We start from the raw sequence: 20,563 nt of genomic DNA on the forward strand, positions 1-20,563 counted from the left end.
GTTGCTGTGATAAAACCATTAAAACACAACCAGAATGAAAAATACAATAACTTAAAATATAATGGTGTAATTTTTAATAAGCGCTCCAGAATGAGCGCCCGTCCACCTGCATGGTGGTTAATCCATAACCTCAAAAATAATTTTCTAAGCCGATCATTCAAAAATGGTCGGTTAACCGAGGCAACAGGAAAATAGCAAGGTTTCCCCATGTTTGCAATTTTTAGTTCACAGTGCAGAGGAAAATCGATCAAGCGCACCAGAAAAATTTTGGATGCTTATGCATCTCGGGTTGGTCAGTTTACTTGGCAGACACCGATTACAGAAAAAGGATTGCAAGAGATTTACCGTCAGCTAAGGAAGAGTGCCAGCAAATCCACGGCGGTCAGCTGTTTGATTAACCAAGGAAGCAAGGGGCTGAAGCTGGCTTGGACAGTCGGAAAGAAAGGCGTATTTGATCAATATGGCCGGGTTGCCATCGGCACAAAAAAAGCAAAGAAAGAGGTGCCTGAGTGGGTGTCCATCTTGTCTCTTGCGGTAAAGTCAGCGGGTCTTGTGCATGATTTAGGCAAGACCACACGTTACTTTCAGCACAAGCTTCGAGAAAACCAGATCAGTAAAGATCCGATCCGTCATGAATGGATGAGCTTGATGCTGATGCAAAACATAGCGGATCAAGTGACATTGGAGCAAGCATACAATCGTTTGCCTGCGGTGATTGGTAAAAGACAGGAACCATCATGGTTCAAAAAAGGGATTCAATCGTCCGATGAATTAATTGAGTTTTTTGTTGCAACCCATCACGGCCTGCTGGCACCGATTGATCCCGGTATTCAATTTCCAAGCGCCTCAGAGTCACACATACGCGAAAACAGTGAACGTGCTCAAAAGGCCCATAAACGTTTATTTACAGCTGATTCTGGGCTTGAGCCCGTCATCAGCCGGTTTGTGAAAACCAGGCAAAGATTGGCCGAAAGGTTAAAAAATAAGAAGGTGTCAGACCTCGATCATTATTACAGGGCGCTTGCGATCATTGGTCGTGTCGCCTTGATTTACGCTGATCATAAGGTTTCTGCGCAAAAGCCCGGGCTGGCGGTCAGTGAAAAGGAATTTTGGGCAAAGTCGAAAGGGCCACAAATCCAATCTCTTGATTGGCATCTAAAAGAGGTGGCATTTAATGCGGCAAACAATGTTTACCATTTGTCCAGACTATCAAGTCAGCTTGATCACTTAACCCCGATTGCCCAATCAAAAATCCTGAAACCTGCACCTTCGAATACAGCGTTTTCATGGCAAAATCCAGCCAGTCATTTTCTGGAAAATCTGGGGCAAGCCATTGAAAAACACACCCCCGTACTTGTTATGAACACAGCGGAAACCGGCACAGGCAAAACGCTTGGTAATGTCAAAGCGCTCTGTGCCCTGAACCAAGGCAAAGGCATGGGGTGTCGAATTTCAATTGGCCTGAACCTGAGAAGCCTGACACTGCAAACAGGTCATGCCATTTCTGGCATGACGGGCATCAATGAAAGCGAGATGGCCGTTATTATTGGTGATGATGATTATGCAGACCTTCAAAAAAAATCCGATGACACGTTTAATGATGAAGACGAGAACCCCGTTGAAGTGACTGATGACGTGCGTGGGGGCGAAGGCTTTGATTTGCCCGAATGGTTGAGCTTTATTGCAAAAGACAAAAAACAGGCCTCATTGCATGGCGCACCGTTATTGGTTTCAACCATAGATTACCTCGTGGCTTCTGGTGAGCCGTATCAGCAAGGGCGGCATGTGAGTGCATTTATTCGAATTGCTGGTAGCGATTTGATCTTGGATGAAATTGATGGTTATGAGCCGAAGGCTCTTATCGCCGTGTGTCGTGTGATCCAGATGGCGTCGCTGATGGGACGCAACGTAGTTTGTTCATCTGCTACCCTCTCAAGGCCGGTCGCCAATACGGTTTATGCCGCCTTTAAAAAAGGCGTTTTAATGCGACAAGCCATGACAGGCCAAAAAATTGATTTGACCGTGGCTATGATTGATAACCGGTTGGAACCGAGACTGCTTCCATTGAAAAAGGACGCATTTCCTGATCTGTATGAAAATTATTTGAAACACTTTCTATCCAAGATACCGGCCCCGAACAAGAAACCCATGCTGGTTGATATGAAAAAATCCGCGCAGGGATTTCTGGATGCCATCGATACGGCTGTCGAAGCATTGCATAGCAATCAATGTCATGAAGTGGCAGGTAAAAAATTGTCAGTGGGGCTAGTACGCATTGCAAATGTCAAGCCAGCTATAAAAGTAGCCAGAATGCTGGCAAAAAACAATAAAAACAGTCTGGTTGCCTGTTATCACGCAAATGATTTTGTGATCAATCGTTATCACAAAGAGCAGGTTTTGGATGAAATCTTGACCCGAAAGGGGAAAGAACCAAATCAAAAGCTCCATGAAAACACTGTCATAAAAAGCTTGTTGGCGCAGACAGAACATGACCATGTAAGGCTTATTGTGGTGGCCACGCCTGTTGAAGAAATCGGGCGGGACCATGACTTTGATTGGGCTGTTATCGAGCCTTCCAGCACTTCCTCGATCATTCAGACAGCCGGGCGCGTAAATCGACACCGCAATGTGCTAACGGAAAAGGCAAATATTGGTATTTTGCGTTTTAACTATGCCACTTGTGTCAATCGGTCAGAGGTCTTTGTCATGCCAGGGCTGGAGCAGGAAGGTTCACACCCCAATCATGATTTGCTAGAGATATTGAACTGGAAAAAACTTGATTGCATCTCAACCAGAATGCGGTTTGACCAAAGCCATAAATTCAGCAAATATGATGACTGGTCGATTGAAAGAACAACGAATCCACACTTGAGTAAAGGGGTGTTTTCTGACAAGACGCCCTATATGACACAGGGTGCCTACAAAGCAGCAAAGCTTAGGGAACAGAACGAAAAGGTTCGCTACCGGCTGGATGAGAATGCCGTTTGGTTGCAATGGCGTATTGTCGATAACAAATTTGGCAAGCCATATTTTGGCTGGCAAAAAGATGCGGCCTCTCAGCCGGCAGAAGTGATTGAAAAAACAAGCAATGATTGGCTCTCTTTGTCATTTTCACAAATGAAAGATTTATGTGCCGAACTTGATGTCCCGCTTGAATACGGCCTGTCAATCGAGCTTGCTGAATACAATCCCACAGATGAAATTGTGTTTGACGAAAGCTTTGGTTGTTTTAGACGACGTGTTGGAGAAGCAGAATGAAAAGTCAGCAGAAACCCAAAGAAATCTTGCTCTCAAAAAGAGCGAACATTTTTTATCTTGAGCATTGCAAGATCATTCAAAAGGATGAAAGGCTTGTCATTCTGGGGGAAACAGGGGCCGAGGTCGAGCACTATTATAATTTGCCGGACAGGAATACCATGTTCTTACTGCTTGGGATCGGCACCTCCATTACAAACTCAGCTGCCAGAAGGCTTTCCGAGTCAAATGTGATTTTTGGCTTCGTTGGTAATGGAGGAAGTCCGGCGTTTACATTTTCCGATTTTGTTTTTATGCCGACTGCAAGTGAATACAGGCCTACAAAATACATGCAGGATTGGGCAACGATTTTTTTTAACGAAGAGAGGCGCTTAGCCGTGGCCAAAAAGCTGCTTGAAGATCGCTTGTCTCTGGTCGGTCAATATTGGCAGAGTTTTTTGAGTGACAGTGAGGCCCAACAGCTCAAGCAATATGTAAGCTCAATCTCAGCATCTGAAACAAATGAAAAGCTTTTGCTGACCGAAGCAAAAATTGCCAAAAATCTTTATAAAACCATCTCGCAACACCATGGCATGAACGGATTTAGAAGAAAGTCCAGGCTTCCTGAAAATGATTTCGATGAGTTTTCTTTGGTTAACGGCATGATTGACCAAGGAAACTACATTGCTTATGGGTTTGCTGCAGCCGCGCTGCACACACTTGGAATCAGTTTCGCTTTTCCGATTCTGCACGGAAAAACAAGAAGAGGTGGTCTCGTTTTTGATGTGGCAGACCTTGTCAAAGACGCAATGGTATTACCAAAGTCATTTGAGCATGGCATGGCCGGTTCGAGCAACCAAGAATTTCGTGAAGATTTGATGAGGTTTATGCACGAAAATCAAGTGATGGACCTGATGATGGATTTTGTGATGGACTCCGCTAAAGTGTTGCACTAACCCTTTTTATATTGGTTTTTTGAGATCTTTAAAAATCAGCAACTTATGACTCCATGCCTAGAAGATGGTGTTTTGCCATAAAGATATCAAAACTTCTTTTTTATCAAAGTTTTGTTTAAACTAAGGAACTGTTAACCGTCACGCAGGCGGCTTAGAAAAAGGTTATTTTAATGCCGCCTTTATGATAAACGTTAACCGTCACGCAGGCGGCTTAGAAAGGTATGGCCCTGTTTATCCTCTTTTTTATCTTGTTAACCGTCACGCAGGCGGCTTAGAAATTTTGCGCGCGCGCCCACTCTTGCCCTGCATCGTTAACCGTCACGCAGGCGGCTTAGAAAATGCGCAGACGAAACCGCAAACGAAAAAAACCGTTAACCGTCACGCAGGCGGCTTAGAAAACCGGCGGCGACACCTCCACCGGCGGCGATACGTTAACCGTCACGCAGGCGGCTTAGAAAATGCCGATGATGATCTGTACAGCCTTCATTGTGTTAACCGTCACGCAGGCGGCTTAGAAAACCAGGCCTGGTTAAAAGTGCCGACGAAATGGTTAACCGTCACGCAGGCGGCTTAGAAAATGCCGACGATGATCTGAACCGCTTTCAATGTGTTAACCGTCACGCAGGCGGCTTAGAAAAATCATAGCCGTTTGGCACCTCGGCAAAAATCGGTTAACCGTCACGCAGGCGGCTTAGAAAACGACAAACACCAGCACCGCCGCAATCGTCGCGTTAACCGTCACGCAGGCGGCTTAGAAAAAATCGTCCAGCCTTGCAAAGCATCACGATGAGTTAACCGCCACGCAGGCGGCTTAGAAAAAGGCGTTCACCATCCTTTTCAATTGATGATCGTTAACCGCCACGCAGGCGGCTTAGAAAAATCGGAACGAGCGCAAGACATTGACCCCGCCGTTAACCGCCACGCAGGCGGCTTAGAAAAAAGCGATATGCGAACGGCGATGCAAGAGCTTGTTAACCGCCACGCAGGCGGCTTAGAAAATCTGCACCAACGCCGCCGAAACTTCAACGGTGTTAACCGCCACGCAGGCGGCTTAGAAAATATACATCTTAGTGCCGTCAGGCTTAAAGAAGTTAACTGTAATGGTCAAGTTTTTTTGGAAGCGTTCTAAGCCGCATTGGCCATTTCCTGCCGCTTCATGTTTGGCGTCAAGTAACCTATGGCGGAATTTAATCTGCGATAGTTGTAAAATCGAATGTATTGCTCAACAGCCGTCACGACAGATTGGTGGTTGATAAAACTCAGATCGTTTAAACGCTCGGTTTTCAGGTTGCGAAAGAATCGTTCCTGAACGGCATTATCCCAACAGTTGCCCCGTCGGCTCATGCTGGGGGTAATTTCGTGCCATGCCAAAGCATTGGTAAAGATTGTGGCGCTGTATTGCACGCCCTGATCTGAGTGAAACATCAGGTTTCTGGTATTAGGCTGTATTCGGGTAATGGCATCCGTCAATGCCTGTTTGGCCAGATGAGCATCTGGCGTTGTCGACAGAGCGTGACCGACAACTTCTCTGCTGCCCAGATCCATCACAGTAGCCAGGTAACTCCAGCCTTGATGCGTTCGAATGTAGGTGATGTCACCAACCCAGTGGGTGTTCACGGTGCCGGGATTAAATTGACGGTCTAAAAGGTTGGCGGTCGTCGGGTGTGCATTGCCGCCGCGGTAGTAATGGGGCTTTTTAGGTGCCTTGGCAACCAGTCCCTGTTCTTTCATCAACCGACTGATTTTAAAGTGCCCCACCTGCATCCCGTCCAGCGCCAGAGCGATTTTCATGCGTCGGCGACCATAGGTGCCATGGGTCTGTTCATGAAGCCTGTGCATCGCTTGGATGACCTCTTGATCTGATCGGTTGGCGGGTTTCGTTTGCATCTGGTAATAGTAGGTCGAGATCGCCACGTCAAACAGCCTGCACAGCTGGTGAGTGGTCAGTTTTGGGTCTGCCTTTTTCATCTGCCCAATCACTGTAATGCTGGATTGTCGCGAATGAAAAAGGCGGTGGCCTTTTTTAACAGGGCATTGTCCCGCTTGGCGTCAGCCAGTTGCTGTTCCAACTCCTGAATGCGTCGATGCTCTTCGGTCAGCGCGGTTTTGCCTTCAGGGATCTCGCCGTTAAGCTCCTGACGGTATTGTCGTTTCCAGCGAGTCACCGCCGAGGCACAGGCACCGGACAATTCCATGATCTGTTTGTTGGTATAACCATCCTCGATCATGAGCTTGGCATATTCCAGTTTTTGTTTTGGACTGATGTTGAGTCGTCCTTTGCGTTTAGATCCTGTTTTTGACATTGTGGTCTCCTGAATAACAGTTTGGGAAGGCTATCACAACTTCCAACTTTATTAGACCATTACAAACCGCCACGCAGGCGGCTTAGAAAACGATGTGCTGCTGGAAGTCAAATATTTCATCGTTAACCGCCACGCAGGCGGCTTAGAAATGACCTTCCGAGTCGCAAAAGCGTTCCAGAATGTTAACCGCCACGCAGGCGGCATAGAACTTGAGCGCAAATGGCCTGAGGGCGGGCAATGCGTTCATTGCTACGCGGGGTAGTAAGATTGGACGTTACCTTTGTAATGCTTTTATTTTGATATGATCGTTTGTATTGTTTTTTGTCCGTATAAATTGCCATAATGTTTACCCATGATTTTTTGGGGAGATGGGTTTGATATTTGTTCACTGCGATGATTCCAGAGAGGAAGAGATAAGTTGGCTTGAAACCAAACTGGCTGAAAAAGCCATTGCGCCGAAATACATTGAAAAGGCGAAGCGTCAGTTATACATGCTTCAGAAAGGCCTTCAGGGCGAGAAGGAGGTGGAGTATATCCTCAGGCACACATTTTCAGATCGTTGGGTGTGCATCAATAATTTGAGTTTGTTTTTGGAGGATGGTCGCCAAAGTCAGATTGATCATGTGGTTATCAGTCCGTTAAAAGAAGTTTACTTGATTGAAACAAAAAACTTTACCAATGATGTAAAGGTGGACGTTGACGGGCACTTTTCCTATAAAGATAAAAAGACACGGACTTGGAGAGGTTTTCCGTCTCCACTGGCCCAAACCGAACGGCATGAGGGAGTGTTTCGAACGGTTTTGGACGATGCCGGGATTCAGATGGATGCGTTTTATCATTACGTCGTGGTCGGTTTTGGCGCAAATTTGTCTAAGCCCAGAAAAGGGTTTGAAAATGTTTGCCGAGCTGAAGATCTGAAAAAACTCTTTGTCGATCAGAAAACGGGATTGGTGAATTTGATGAAGAGCGTTGGAACCCTGGCGAAATCTACGGTGTCGCCACTTTCTTTTGAAGGAGAAGCCAGGCTGCTTGCGCAAGAATTAGAAGCAATGGTAAAAAAACATCACAAGACAACGGTGAAAGATTTGTCTTTTATGCTGAAACCTCAGCCAAAGATTGAGAAGGCCGAATCTGAGTCGGTCAAATCAGTTGAACGGCTGTCCATGTCCAAGTTATTAAGGGAGCTGAAATTACCGAAAGAGGCTTTTATCCAGAAACTGACCGATTTGGGCTACATTGCCATGCAGGACAATGGGTTTATTGAGCCTACCGTTGCTGGCAAGGCGTTTGGCATAAAGCTGAGTAAAAATAAATACGGTTGGTATTGTTTGTACCCAGTACAAGAAACCGTAGAGATTTTTAAATAATCACCGTTTCATGCCTTGTTTAAAGGCATCGTTTATCGGTATCAAATTCACCAGGCCTGGTAAAAAATACCCCGGGGTTGCCGGGGCGAATGAGGAAATCAAATGTTTCGAGTGAGTGTCACTCTGTTTGGTTTTCGAATTCGATCAGGTCGTTGAAGGCGTGCCAGCTGGCGTAACCCAGCAGGGGCATGATCACGACCATGAGCAACCCCATTGTTGCCAAGCCCAAGGCGACCAGCACACCGATGGTCAGTGCCCATGCGGCCATAGCGGCTTTGTTTTCTTTCACGACTTGATAACTGAGGATCATGGCGGAGATCGCGCTGACTTTTGAGTCTTTGAGCATCAGCGGTATGGTGACGACGCTGATGGTAAAGACAATGGCGGCAGCGATGAGGGCCAGAATCAGAAAATAGCCGCTAAAGGCAATGCCAGCCTCAGAGCCGATGAAGCCCATGATTCCGGTGCTGGTGTCAACAATCATTAAGTTGCCGGATTGGGCAACGGCGGTGATCATGGGAACGAAGTTGATAAAAACGACCACAAGCACAGCCAGCGATAATGCAAACAGCACAAAGTTGGCTGTGTTATGACGCCAGGCTATCATCGATTTCAGCAGGTTGGGTTTGTGGCCTTCTTGTAATTGTTGGGAAATGGCATACAAGCCTGTGGCCAAAAACGGTGAAACCATCAAAAATAAGGTACCCGTTTGAAAGATCATGATCGGTTCGGCTTGATAAGCTGCGTACACAAGCATGACGGCCAGCGTCATGACCAGTCCGTAAAACAGTGAGGCGACTGGTGCGTGTGCCATGTCCGTCCAGCCCTGCTTGAGCCAGCTTCCGATGTCGCGCATTTCACGGTCTTTGGAAACGAGGTGTTCGCCGTTTTCGGTAATGTGGTGATGCACGTTTGGATGAGAAAGTGTGTGTGCCATCGTAACCTCCTTGCCTGTTTAAGGCGTTGAAAGACCAGATGATTCAGAAAAACAACCTGGTAATTTCCGACTGGCCATTGGGGTTACTTTTATTTGTACGGATTGCCGGGCGGTTTTAAAAATCGAATTTTTTTATAAGATGCATAGATGTTTTTTGGGCTTTTTTGGGGGCTGTGATTTTGCTGAGATTTTCATGTGTTAGTTTATACCTTTGGCGAGAAGGCTGGATGCTCTGACTGGTGTTGACCTGTTTTTCCGGCTTAAGAAAGCATATTTTTTGATCTCAATGCAGGACTTTCTTGTATCGTTCGAGTTTCGTGTGTTTGAGGGTATAAGCCGTTCCTGATTAACTTGTTGTTTTTTGGTGCCTAAGAGATGATTTTGATAAGATGGTTTACAAAACCATAAGGATCTTATGTGATGTCTGGTCGAATATTTTTTCTCATTTTTGTGTTTCTTGTCCCCGGGCTGGTTAAGGCCAGTGTGGGTCAACTGACGTTGGTGACTGGGTCGGTATCGGTTGAACGAGCGCAGGACACGCGAGTCGCGGAAACGGGCATGTCACTGCAAGAGCAGGATTTTGTGGTGACAAAATCAGGCGGCCGAGCTCAGATTCGGTTTAAAGACGACACAGTGATTACGTTGAACGGCCAGACCCGCTTTGGCATTGAATCGTTTCTGTACGAGGAAGAGGGGCGTGAAGACGATGCGAAATTCAATGTTGCGAAAGGGGCTTTCAAGGCGATTACCGGTAAAATCGGCGAGCGGTCGCCGGATCGTTTTAAGGTAAACACCCGCACTGCCACCATTGGGATTCGCGGTACCATCTTTACCGCAAAAATTCGGCCCGAGCGTGAAACCATCGCCACGTTGGATGGCCAAATCATTGTCACAGAGACCCAAACCGGAGGCATTGTAGAAATTCCATCCGGACAGTATGTAGAAGTCATGCCCGGTCAGCCGCCACAGCCGCCTCAGCCGCTTGATGATGCGGTGCTGGATGACATCAATTCAGAAGATCCACCTCCGGCAGGCGATGATGAGACCGCTGGTGATCAAAATAATGAGACTGACTCGACAGAGTCTAATACTGTGCCTGAAGACAATGCAGTTGGTGGTAATGAGCCTGTTGGTGAGCCTAGTGACACTATGGCAGAATCCAGCGATCTACCTTCTCCAGCAACAGCACAAAATCTGCAAGAAAACGCATTACCAGTGGAAGCCGTGGAGCCAGAATCGGTAAATGATGCTCAGCGATCAAGTGCAAATGAATTAAAACAGCCTGAGCCTGAACCAGAGCCACAGCCTGAACCAGAGCCACAGCCTGAACCAGAGCCACAGCCTGAACCAGAACCACAGCCTGAACCTCCCTCCGAACCCGCAGAAGGTTACAACTTTAACCAGGGTGAGTGGCAGTTTAACCAAGACCAGTTTGAATACGAATGGTTAGCGTATGACCAACCGGCGGCACCTACCGACCCGGCGGACGGGTACAACTTTAACCAAGGTGAGTGGCAGTTTAACCAAGACCAGTTTGAGTACGAATGGGTTGCTTACGACCAACCTGAAATGCCATCAGAACCCGCTGAGGGCTACACAGCCAGTCAAGGGGCATGGGTGTTTAACGAAACGCAATGGGTTTATGAATGGGAGGCCATTGCCAATGCATTGCGTGAGCAAACCATGCGAGGGGTGTACGTGAAAACCTTTGAGCCGATAATAGACGATGGGACGCGGACGGTGAACTGGAACAAGGCATATTTGCTTTCTGATAATACTTTAAAAGACGGGCTTGATGGTACGGGCACAGAATTAGTGCACAGTCAGGATTGTTTTGGGTGTCAGGAGCCAATTGAAAATCCACAAACACTGGCGCGTGAGTGGGTATTTTCTTTGCCGGAAGCCTCGAATAGCTACACCGGTTTCAGTGACTTTACTCAGTCAAAAACCTTTTGGGACTATAACGGTGAACAAGTCGCCACCGCCGATGTCGATGTGTATGTAGATTCAATGCAGGAATTTTTTATAACCTATTACGAGTCAGGCGACATCCACTATGCCGAAGCCTTTGGCGTGCCCACAGAGATCGGTCAGAAGCCTGCTTCTGGCATTGTGCGTTATCAGTCGCCTGTGAGTGATGAACAAGTGACTGTGAATTTTGATCGTGATCAGCTGATGAGTTTTTCGATGGATCAAGCGTCAGGCATGCAAGAGGTGAGCATTCGTTATGGTTCAATAGAAGAAGGCCTTGCACTGGTGGTCGGAGAGGCTGAGTATGATTACAGCCCTGAGTTTTCAAATACTAATGCGTCCACATCTATGGTCGAGGGTGTCAACCATGGCCTGTACGGGCAGGAAGCTCAGGGTTTGGTGATTGTGACGGCATCAGAAATGGATTATTCCCTGATGGGTTCTGCGCCAGAACGCAATCTGTTTTTAGGGTTTAAGGCGACGGATGCTCCGCCAGTCGGCACCGATGACAACAGTTCAGTGCTGACACTCTCGGGGCTGGCAAACAGCCGTCTTGGGGGTGATGACTATGGTGAAATCACGATCAATATGACCAAATCCAATGGGCGAGTTGAAAACACAGAGGTGGCTATTTCGGACACGATTAATGAACCGATGGACTATCAGTTTCATGATGAGGGGGACTATGCAAACGGTGCCTATATTCATGATGATCGGTTTGTTACGACATCAAAATCCAACTCGATAGACCCTGCTACTTATGATTTTGATGGCTGGATTGCTGCTTTGGATGATGAAAGTATTTTAGATAACGAGTATGTTTCTTGGGGCTACTGGGGAGCGTCTCAAGCGACGACGACAAATGGAAGTCGTGACCCTGTCCCCCCAAGCCCATGGGTGGCGGGCAAGCAGGTGAGCGAGGCGCTTGATCATTTAAATAGCCTGTCTGACACGGTTGCATATAGCTATACGGGCACACTGATGGGCATGACCACGGATGCGTCCAATGCGGTGTATCCGATTGAGAATGGGGTGGTGACTATGGATTTCACTTTTGGCGGCGCTTCCGATTCTCTGGATGCAGCCAGCATTGAATTTGATTCCAATGGTCAGTCATGGGCATTGAATTTGGGGTCGGGGACCGGACAAGTGTCACTGGACACGGATGCACGTTTTGGTGGTGACCTTGAAGGCACCGTTGGCGGTCAGGCCATTGACAGCGGCGCGTTTGAGGGGTTGTTTTATGGCGATGAAGCCCAGGCCATTGGGGGTCGCTTTGAGGCCATTGCCGATGAGTTAGGGGCGATGGGCGTTTTCGAAGGCAAGCGCTAACAGGAGCGGGTCATGATCAAATACAAACCAAACCATGCACCAGGCCTGGTGAAAGCGCCATTTCATTGGGGCGGGTCTCTGTTGTGCGCCGCTTTGTCTGTCACGACCGTGCAGGCGCAAACGCCCAATGCGGATACTCAGGCCGCGACCTATTCGCAACAGCACACCGAACCGGTCGCGCTTAAGACATTGTTTCAAAATGCCAAAGCCCTGTACGATCAAAAGGCCTTTGAGCAGGCTTATCCGTTGTTTGATCAACTGGTGCAAAAGGCCCCGCAAAGCAGAACCTTTAACTTTTATCTGGGGCGTTCGGCCTTTGAAACACAGCGTTTTGATGCGGCGATGGCGGCGTTTGATCGGGTATTGATGCTTGAGCCCAACCATCTGCGGACGCGTTTGGAGATGGCCCGAGTCTATTTTGCACTCAAACAATTTGATATGGCGGCCATGGAAGTGCAGGCGGTTTTGGCCTCATCAGAGGATTTGCCGCCAGCGGTCAAACAGAATGCTGAAAGGTTTGCTCAACGCATTCAAGCCGAAATGAATTACAGTCCTCATTCGCACCAATTCACGTTGGTGCTGGGAGGCGAATACGACAGCAACGTCAATAACGATTTGGGCGGGTCCGGCAGCTTTGAATTACCAGGCCTGGACGGAGTGACACTGGATAAGCGTGACGAGGTTGAGGATTATGCGCTGAGCCAGACCCTGTTGTATGAGCATGATTACGATCTAGGCGGTCGTGGCGGCTGGCACTGGCAAACAACGGCCCTGGGGTTGAATAAAAACCACCGCGAAGCACCGGAAAACGATTTGCAGTATGTGTCGTTGGAAACCGGGCCAGGATTGCGGCAGGCCAGGGGACGCTGGTCGTTTCCGTTGACGGTTGACCGTGTGTATCTGGATGGAGAAACCTATGTTTCCAATCTGTCTTTGGGAGTGGAGTACGAACACTCGCTGGAATCAAAAGTCCTGTTGACCGCTGGCTACACGGGGCGCATCAGTGAGTACGAATCGGATAACGAGGCTCGCAACGCACGCTCGCATATTGTTGATCTGTCAGCAAAGAAATTCTGGGGCGATGAAACACCGTGGGCTTTAGGGGTGGAAGCCAGAGGCGAATCACGCACTCAGAGAGAAACGCATCCGACCGATCCGGCCTCAATGAAGGAATATACGTTGCGCGCGTCGCTGTCAAAAGTGATAGATGACCACTGGCGAGTCGACAGTGGCCTGATGCGCCGCTGGAGCGATTATGATTATGAGAGCGCTTTGTTTGAAAACCAGCGTTCGGACCGGATCAACCGTTTCAGTCTGGGGGTGAGTTATAAGGTCAATGCGTCATCACTGTTGTCACTGACCGCCTCGCGTGCGATTCACGATTCCAATCAGGGCATTTATCATTATGATAAAGACCGTGCGGCCCTGCGTTACATCCTGCAGTTCTAGAGCGCATCTGTGTCACGTATTTTCCTACAGATCATCCTGTTGATTGTTTTGCTTCTCACCAGTGGCGTCGTTTTATTGACCCAGCAGGACTGGTATCAGCCGTTTGAATACAAGCTCAATGACCAGATGTTGGTGTTTCGTGGTGAGCAGCCGGTCGATCCCAATATTGTCATTGTCGATATCGATGAAAAAAGCCTGAGCGAACTGGGGCAATGGCCCTGGCCACGTGATCAGGTGGCCCAGCTGCTGGATGCCCTGACCCAGATGGGCGCAGGCATGATCGGGCTGGATGTGGTCTTTGCCGAACCGGACAACAGTTCGCCCAAACGGGTGTTTGAACGACTGGGCCGGGATGCAGACGATCTGCCCGATTTTGATCGGATGCTGGCCGAGACCATTGCCCGTACCCCGACGATTACCGGTTATGTGTTTATTCAAAACCCGGATGGGATAAATCCCGGGCGCTTGCCGACCAGTCGGGCCACGATTCTGGAACGCAACAAGCCTGAGCAAAGTTACCTGTTTCAACCTTATCGGGCCGTTCTCAATTTACCCGTGATCCAAGACAATGCCTACGCCAGCGGTTATTTCAACTCGGTGCCGGACGCCGATGGCGTGGTACGCAGTGTGCCGTTGGTGATGCAATATGAGCAGATGCTGTTTCCGGCGTTGAGCCTGGAGATGATGCGGGTCATGACCGAAAGCCGCCGCATTGAAGTCAACTATGAAAACAATGGTGTCAGCCATGTTTCATTGGGTGGTTTGGCGATTCCCACCGATGCCAATGGCCAGATGCTGATCAACTTTCGTGGACCGGCGTTTTCTTACCCATACATTTCGGCCGCAGATATTTTAAACGGCGACGTTGCAGAGGGGACACTGGCCGGAAAAATTGTGTTGCTGGGCACATCTGCATCAGGTCTGATGGATTTGCGGGCGACGCCGTTTGACAGTGTTTATCCGGGCGTTGAAGTGCATGCCACCGCGATTGACAACATGCTTAATCAGGATTTTCTGGCTCAACCGATGTGGACATTGGGCGCGGATGTGTTGACCTTGCTGGTCGGGTTGGTGTTGATTGGGCTTGCGTTGATGTTCACCGGCTCGGTGGTCAGTTTTGCCGCGGCTTTTACGTTGATTGTCGGGTTGATGGTCGGGCATTATTATTTGCTGATCACGCAAGGACTGATCTTGAATACCGTGGTGCCGTGGGTGAGTTTTGTGATGCTGTTCGGATTGGGCACGGTGCTCAATTACTTTTTTGAGAGTCGGCAAAAAGCACGGATTCGAAAACGGTTTGCGCAGAAAGTCTCGTCTGCGGTGGTCGATGAGCTGATCAATCACGCCGACGATGTGTCGCTGGAAGGAAAAGAGCAGGAAGTGACCCTCTTTTTCAGCGACATTCGGGGCTTTACCACTTTGTCTGAAAAAATGGGCTCGGCACGTGCGTTAATTGACTTGCTGAACCGGTACATGACACCGATGGTGGACATTATCACAAAGCATCAAGGCACAGTGGACAAGTTCATTGGCGATGCCATCATGGCTTATTGGAATGCGCCGGTGGAGATTGATCAGCATGCCGATGAAGCACTGACCGCTTCGGTCGAGCAGATTCTGGCGCTTGAAGATTTGAACCAGACGCTTGCTCGGGACGACTTGCCTCGGATTGACATTGGTATTGGGTTGAACACCGGCGTGGCGGTGGTGGGTGAAATGGGGTCTGTGGGTCGTTCGGATTATACCTGTATTGGCGATCCGGTGAATCTGGCGTCCCGGGCCGAAGGTTTGTGCAAACCCTACAGCGCCAAAATTGTTTTGACCGAATTCACGGTATCGGCTCTGGCGCATCCTGATCGTTTTCAGATGCGTTTTCTGGACAAGGTTCGGGTCAAAGGCAAAAGCCAACCGGTATCGATTTATGAATGTTTGGGCTTTGCTCAAAATGACCAGGCCTGGTATACAATGAGTACAGAAGAAAACAAACTGTTTGACCAGGCGCAAACGGACTACCATCAGGGACGCTTTTCACAAGCGCTAGAGGCGTTTCGACAGTTACAGACACGCTGGCCACAGCCTTTGTATGACATGTATCAATCCCGGTGTGAACATTATGTCGCGCATCCACCCGAGTCGTTTGATGGGGTCTTTACGCTTGAAAGCAAATAATCAGCAGGAGAAACGCGCATGAGTCGGATTCGATTTTTGGGTGCCCATGGCGGACGCGCGCAATCAGCGAAAACCACTTGCTTACAGGTGACGCCCACGACCCTGATTGATGCAGGGCACATTCTGGGCGGCCTGACCGAAGACGAGGCACTGGCGATTGAGCGCGTGTTTCTGACCCATGCGCATCTGGACCATATTCTGGATATCGCTTTTTACATTGATCATTTTTTTGCTAGGCGTCAAACCCCTTTAAAGATTTATGGGTTGCCTGAAACCTTGCAGGCGCTCAAAGATCATTTGTTCAATGAAGCCATTTGGCCCGATTTCACCCTGATTGCACTGCCCGGTCAGGCCCACCGTGCGATTGAACTGATTGAACTGACCCCTGACTTGCCGATTGGAATTGATCAGGGCATGACATTGACGCCGATTCTAAGCCACCATACGGTGGCCTGCTGTGGTTATTTGATTGAGAATGACCAAGGAGGGGTGGCGTTTGGTGGCGATGGCTGGAAAAACCCCGAACTCTGGGAAAGGGTGAATGCCAATGCCAACATCAAATCGGTGGTCATGGACGTGTCTTTTCCAGATCGGTTGCGTTTTGTGGCAGAACAAAGCCGTCACTTGACGCCGACACTTCTGGCCGAAGAAATGCAGGCGTTGACCCGTTCCGATGTGGCCGTATACGCCTGGCACATCAAGCCGGCGTTTTCCGATGAAATCTTCCAAGAATGGATTGGACTGGGTCTGTCCCTCTCACAGATTTTGACCGAAGGCGATGAACTGGATTTGGCGACAGGCGAAAAGACGTCGTCGCTCTCCAGTGTTGATGCCAGTTCAGACGATCACATGGATCGGGTCGAACGCCTCAATCAGATCGGTGTGGCCTTGTCGGCAGAAAAAGATCTGGATGTGTTGCTGGAAAAAATTGTGACCGAAGCCAAAAGCCTGACCGAGGCCGATGGGGGGACATTGTATTTGCTGAAAGAGGACGCATTGCACTTTACGGTCGCGCAAACCGATTCCCTGGGCATTCGGATGGGTGGCACCAGCGAACCCATCAGTTGGCCCCCTTTGCCTCTGACTCTGGATGACGGTTCGCCCAACAAAAAAATGGTGGCGGCCACCTGCGCTCTGGAAGACCGTGTGGTCAATATCGAAGACGTGTATCAGGCGAAAGGTTTTTCGTTTGAAGGCGCAAAAAAATTCGACGATGCCATGAATTACCGCTCGCAATCGATGCTGGTGATTCCGCTTCGAAATTATGAGGAGCGCGTCATCGGTGTACTGCAATTGCTGAATCGGCGCGACGCGACAGGGCAAACCGTGGCGTTTGGTCAGGAAGATGAACAGATCACTCTGTCCCTGGCTTCTCAGGCGGCTGTGGCCTTGACCAACGCCCGTTTGATTGACGACTTGGAGAATTTGCTGGAGTCGTTTTTGAACAGCATCATTTACACCATGGGACGTAAGTCGGCTTATACCGCCGGCCATATCAATCGCATGGTGGCGCTCAGTGAAATGATGGCGGCGGCGGTGCATGAAGACCAAACGTTTTTCCCCGAGAAGGCGTATTCCCCAGAGGAATCCCAGGCGATTCGCATTGCTGCCTTGATGCACGATATCGGCAAGCTGGCCACACCTGAAACTGTGATGGACAAGGCCACCAAACTGGACGGGCATTTTGATCGCATTGAACTGGTGGCGCAACGGGCGCAAACCATCCGTGCCGAACTGAAAAATGCCCATTTGGCTCAGAAGCTGGCAAGGGTTGCAGGAGAGTCAGACGCTGTTGAAAACCTGTTGGATAAAGAAGGTTTTGAGGCGGCGCTGGCTCGGTTGGATGAAGGGTTGGCACTGGTGCAAAAAAGCAATGTGGGTGGCGAATTTTTGCCCACAGAACAGGCGCAAGCCATTCAGCGCCTGGCCGATGAACCTTTTCCTGTTCGTGAGGGGCCGACAACGCTTCTGACCCAGGAAGAAGCGGACTACCTGAAAGTGCAAAAAGGCACACTGACCGAAGAAGAACGCCAGATCATTATGGAACATGCGCAGATTGGTCTCGACGTGCTGGAACAGTTGCCTTTCCCGGAAAAATACAAAGACATCCCCCATGTCGCCGGTGCGCATCATGAAAAACTCAATGGCCAGGGCTATCCGCTGGGCTTGAAAGGCGATGAGATTTCATTTGATGCACGTATTCTGGCGGTCGCCGATATATTTGAAGCGCTGACGGCATTTGATCGGCCTTACAAAAAAGCCAACCCGTTGTCCATGGCAATGAAAATCATGAGTTTTATGGTCAAAGATGGCGAGCTGGACCCCTCACTGGTGCGTTTCTTTTATGAGTCCGGGTTGTATAAAGAATACGCCGAACGTTATTTGCCAAAAGAGTCCATTGATGAGGTCACCATGGATTTCAGTGACTGGCCGCAAAGCTGAAAATGACTATTTAACCAGGCCTGGTCAAAATGACCTTACTCAGGGGCTGGAAACCAGCTTTTTGAGCGCCCGGTGAGGGCGTACGCGGTCAGACCCAACCATTCCCGCCAGCCGGTTTCCAGGGTGCTGAGATGGCTGTTGAATTGATAATCTGCATAGCGGTATGGCGGTTGTCCGCTGCGATAATCGGTGGGCCAGGGAACGACTTTGACCCCGGTTTGGCGGGCAATGCCGACCGATCTGGGCATGTGAAATGCGGATGTGACCAGCAGGTAGCGTCCTTTGGGTTTCGGTAAGATCGAACGCAAAGCGACGAAGTTTTCATAGGTGTTGCGGGATTCGGATTCAATGATCAGGCGGCTGGGATCCAGCCCGAGGCGGGTGAGCAGGGTTTTGGCAAAATGCCCTTCGCCCTCCGTGCCTTGCAGTTGCAGCGAGCCGCTGCCCCCGGTGAAAATCACCGGTGTGTTGGGGTATTGGCCAGCCAGATAACGCGCATCGGTGTAACGATCGCCTCCAGCGCCAAGCTGCGGGGTTTGCCAACTCAGGCTGACGCGCAGGTCTTCGCCTCCGCCCAGAATAATGATGCCGTCTATGTCTTCAGGCAGAGTGGCGGGGCGTTCAAAGCGTTTTTCCAGCGGGGAGATCAGCCAGTCGCCCACCGGATAAATGAACACGGTCAGGGCGCTGACACTGAGCAGGGTGAGCAGCGTTTTGGCAAAGCCGCGTTTGCCCAGCCACAGCAGCAGGGTGGCCAGAGCCAACAGCAGCACAAACAGATTGCCGGGGGTCAGGAGTATCCAGGCCAGTTTGGAGAGGGTAAAAAAGCTTTGGTCCATGTGGCGTCTTCCTGCTGGGGTTAGCGGGCTGGCGTTGGGTCGTCTTTGCTGGGTGTTGGCGCGATCACGGTTTGGTTCCGACCTTTGTCTTTGGCCTGATAGGCTGCGTTGTCGGCGTGTTTGAGCAGCTCGTCAAGCTTGTGTCCGTGTGGCCCCAGGATGCTGATGCCGATGCTCAGGGTCAAGGCATCAATGCCATGTGCCTGCCAGTCTGTTTCGGCAAAGCGCTGGTGAAGGATTTCGGCACGTTTTTCTGCGGCACTTTCTGACAGCCCGTTCAGCAGAATCACAAATTCTTCGCCGCCCCAGCGGTAGATGCAGTCATTTTGATTCAGACCTTTTGCCAGTAACTGAGCGCCTTGCTTGAGAACATCGTCGCCGGTTTGGTGCCCATGCAGATCATTGATGCGTTTGAAATTGTCAAAATCCACCACCAGTAGGCAGGCGCCGGTTTGGTTGAATTTGGCGGCCTGGAGTTGCGCCTGAACCTGGCGCATGCCTTCACGTCGGTTGGCCACGCCGGTGAGAATGTCGTAGTGCGCCAGTTGTTCCAGCTGGGCCTGCATGGTTTTGTGGTCGGTGATGTCATGCACCATGCCGACCACACGCGTTGGCCGGCCGTTGTCGTCGCGAGAGGAGACTTTGCCCCGGTCATGCACCCACAGATAGTGGCCGTTGCGGTTGCGCAGGCGATACTGGGCTTCGTATCGGCTGCGATGGCCTTTTAAATGATTGTCGAGCACGCTCCAGACATAGTCGAGATCCTCTGGGTGGACATTGCGAACCCAGGTGTCTACGTGCGGTGCCATCTCGTCCGGGCCGTAACCCAGCATTTTTTTCAATTGCGGGCTGAAAAACACATAGTCTGTGTCCAGCTCCCATTCCCAAATGCCGTCTGATGCTTCATTGATGGCAAACCAGACACTGTCTTCCCGTGTGTGCAGAGACTGCTCATAGGCCATGCGTCTGGTGATGTCGCGCGCGACCGACAGGAAATAGGTCTGGTCGTTCTCGGTCAGCACGGTGGTCACCACTTCGACTGCGGTTTCGTCGCCGTTTTTGTGTTGATGGCGACCCACGAAGGTGTAGCCGTCCGGGCTGTTGTGGATCACCTGGGCAATGTCGTCCCATTGTGGCAGACCGGCCATGTCTTTTTGCAGGCTCAAGACCGAGTGATTGATGATTTCGTCTTTTTGATAGCCCAGTGATGCGTAACCGGCCTGGTTGCACCACAAAATGCGAGAGGTGTCAGGGTCAATCACATACACACTGTCTTGAAAGTGTTCGATGATTTGATGGATTGACGGTAGAGGCATAAAGACAGAAGGGCGTTCGGCAAATTTAATTGAATGATATTACCGAATAGTGATCTGATTTTCTAGTCTTTTTTTCGTAAAAAACCCGGTTTTTTTCCGGTGCGCAAGCATTGAGATTTTGATGGGATGTTGCAAACGTTCTGGCCGAAACCTTGAAAAAAATGCGTTTCCCCTTATTAACTCTTTAATAGAAAACACTCTGCTCTGTCAAGAAGCTCGGCAGACAGTTTTAAAGGAGATTGTTAAGT

The 20,563-nt window shown here is 49.6% G+C and carries 11 protein-coding genes and 1 CRISPR repeat array; of the genes, 7 read left to right on the top strand and 4 right to left on the bottom strand.

The features are described from left to right. The first annotated feature begins 207 nt into the window (after nt 1-207). Together A377_RS0107320 and cas1f are read left to right on the top strand one after the other, a co-directional pair. Nucleotides 208-3,258, top strand: coding sequence for a P-loop NTPase family protein (locus A377_RS0107320; RefSeq protein WP_019895603.1), 3,051 nt, complete (start codon nt 208-210; stop codon nt 3,256-3,258). Beyond that, nucleotides 3,255-4,190, top strand: coding sequence for a type I-F CRISPR-associated endonuclease Cas1f (cas1f, locus tag A377_RS0107325; RefSeq protein ID WP_019895604.1), 936 nt, complete (start codon nt 3,255-3,257; stop codon nt 4,188-4,190). The genes A377_RS0107320 and cas1f overlap by 4 nt, the downstream gene beginning before the upstream one ends. A 130-nt stretch (nt 4,191-4,320) precedes the next feature. Further along, nucleotides 4,321-5,250: direct repeats of the CRISPR family, unit length 29 nt; unit sequence GTTAACCGTCACGCAGGCGGCTTAGAAAA. A gap of 65 nt (nt 5,251-5,315) precedes the next feature. Here cas1f and A377_RS0107330 read toward each other — a convergent pair. Continuing rightward, nucleotides 5,316-6,493, bottom strand: a protein-coding gene (locus tag A377_RS0107330) for an IS3 family transposase (RefSeq protein ID WP_096777466.1) whose coding sequence is annotated in 2 segments (ribosomal slippage) — nt 5,316-6,196 and nt 6,196-6,493 — 1,179 coding nt in all. Because the reading frame shifts where the segments join, the coding sequence is not laid out codon by codon here. 368 nt (nt 6,494-6,861) lie between these two features. On the opposite strand from A377_RS0107330, the gene A377_RS0107340 reads away from it, so the two are divergent. After that, the gene (locus tag A377_RS0107340) at nt 6,862-7,860 is read left to right on the top strand and encodes a nuclease-related domain-containing protein (protein ID WP_019895605.1); all 999 of its coding nucleotides are present in this window, start codon (nt 6,862-6,864) and stop codon (nt 7,858-7,860) included. 118 nt (nt 7,861-7,978) lie between these two features. On the opposite strand, the gene A377_RS0107345 is transcribed toward A377_RS0107340, so the two are convergent. After that, the gene (locus tag A377_RS0107345) at nt 7,979-8,797 is read right to left on the bottom strand and encodes a DUF2189 domain-containing protein (protein ID WP_033422851.1); all 819 of its coding nucleotides are present in this window, start codon (nt 8,795-8,797) and stop codon (nt 7,979-7,981) included. A 558-nt stretch (nt 8,798-9,355) separates the two neighbouring features. On the opposite strand from A377_RS0107345, the gene A377_RS12760 reads away from it, so the two are divergent. From A377_RS12760 to A377_RS12180, 4 genes are read left to right on the top strand one after another with little or no spacing between them, the layout of a single operon-like run. After that, nucleotides 9,356-12,100, top strand: coding sequence for a FecR domain-containing protein (locus A377_RS12760; protein WP_169338013.1), 2,745 nt, complete (start codon nt 9,356-9,358; stop codon nt 12,098-12,100). Nucleotides 12,101-12,112: 12 nt separating this feature from the next. Continuing rightward, nucleotides 12,113-13,549 (top strand): tetratricopeptide repeat protein, encoded by a 1,437-nt coding sequence (locus A377_RS0107355; RefSeq protein WP_019895608.1) that lies wholly within the window; start codon nt 12,113-12,115, stop codon nt 13,547-13,549. A 9-nt stretch (nt 13,550-13,558) separates the two neighbouring features. Continuing rightward, nucleotides 13,559-15,718, top strand: coding sequence for a CHASE2 domain-containing protein (locus tag A377_RS0107360; RefSeq protein WP_028485355.1), 2,160 nt, complete (start codon nt 13,559-13,561; stop codon nt 15,716-15,718). Nucleotides 15,719-15,736: 18 nt separating this feature from the next. Continuing rightward, nucleotides 15,737-18,160, top strand: coding sequence for an HD domain-containing phosphohydrolase (locus tag A377_RS12180; protein ID WP_019895610.1), 2,424 nt, complete (start codon nt 15,737-15,739; stop codon nt 18,158-18,160). 35 nt (nt 18,161-18,195) lie between these two features. Here the strand turns inward: A377_RS12180 and A377_RS0107370 are convergent, their stop codons facing one another. Further along, entirely contained in the window at nt 18,196-18,999 is an 804-nt protein-coding gene (locus A377_RS0107370) for a YdcF family protein (RefSeq protein WP_019895611.1), read from the bottom strand. A gap of 20 nt (nt 19,000-19,019) precedes the next feature. Beyond that, complete coding sequence (locus A377_RS0107375; protein ID WP_096777470.1) at nt 19,020-20,315, bottom strand: sensor domain-containing diguanylate cyclase; 1,296 nt, start codon at nt 20,313-20,315, stop codon at nt 19,020-19,022. Nucleotides 20,316-20,563: the final 248 nt, after the last annotated feature.

Origin of the sequence: Hydrogenovibrio halophilus DSM 15072 (assembly GCF_000384235.1) — a bacterium.
In the GTDB taxonomy this organism is placed as follows: Bacteria; Pseudomonadota; Gammaproteobacteria; order Thiomicrospirales; family Thiomicrospiraceae; genus Hydrogenovibrio; species Hydrogenovibrio halophilus.

What these genes read in the sequence shown, in the direction of transcription:
- A377_RS0107320 (WP_019895603.1), top strand. Translation starts at nt 208, where the DNA reads ATGTTTGCAATTTTTAGTTCACAGTGCAGAGGAAAATCGATCAAGCGC.
- cas1f (WP_019895604.1), top strand. Translation starts at nt 3,255, where the DNA reads ATGAAAAGTCAGCAGAAACCCAAAGAAATCTTGCTCTCAAAAAGAGCG.
- A377_RS0107340 (WP_019895605.1), top strand. Translation starts at nt 6,862, where the DNA reads ATGGGTTTGATATTTGTTCACTGCGATGATTCCAGAGAGGAAGAGATA.
- A377_RS0107345 (WP_033422851.1), bottom strand. Translation starts at nt 8,797, where the DNA reads ATGGCACACACACTTTCTCATCCAAACGTGCATCACCACATTACCGAA.
- A377_RS12760 (WP_169338013.1), top strand. Translation starts at nt 9,356, where the DNA reads ATGTCACTGCAAGAGCAGGATTTTGTGGTGACAAAATCAGGCGGCCGA.
- A377_RS0107355 (WP_019895608.1), top strand. Translation starts at nt 12,113, where the DNA reads ATGATCAAATACAAACCAAACCATGCACCAGGCCTGGTGAAAGCGCCA.
- A377_RS12180 (WP_019895610.1), top strand. Translation starts at nt 15,737, where the DNA reads ATGAGTCGGATTCGATTTTTGGGTGCCCATGGCGGACGCGCGCAATCA.
- A377_RS0107370 (WP_019895611.1), bottom strand. Translation starts at nt 18,999, where the DNA reads ATGGACCAAAGCTTTTTTACCCTCTCCAAACTGGCCTGGATACTCCTG.
- A377_RS0107375 (WP_096777470.1), bottom strand. Translation starts at nt 20,315, where the DNA reads ATGCCTCTACCGTCAATCCATCAAATCATCGAACACTTTCAAGACAGT.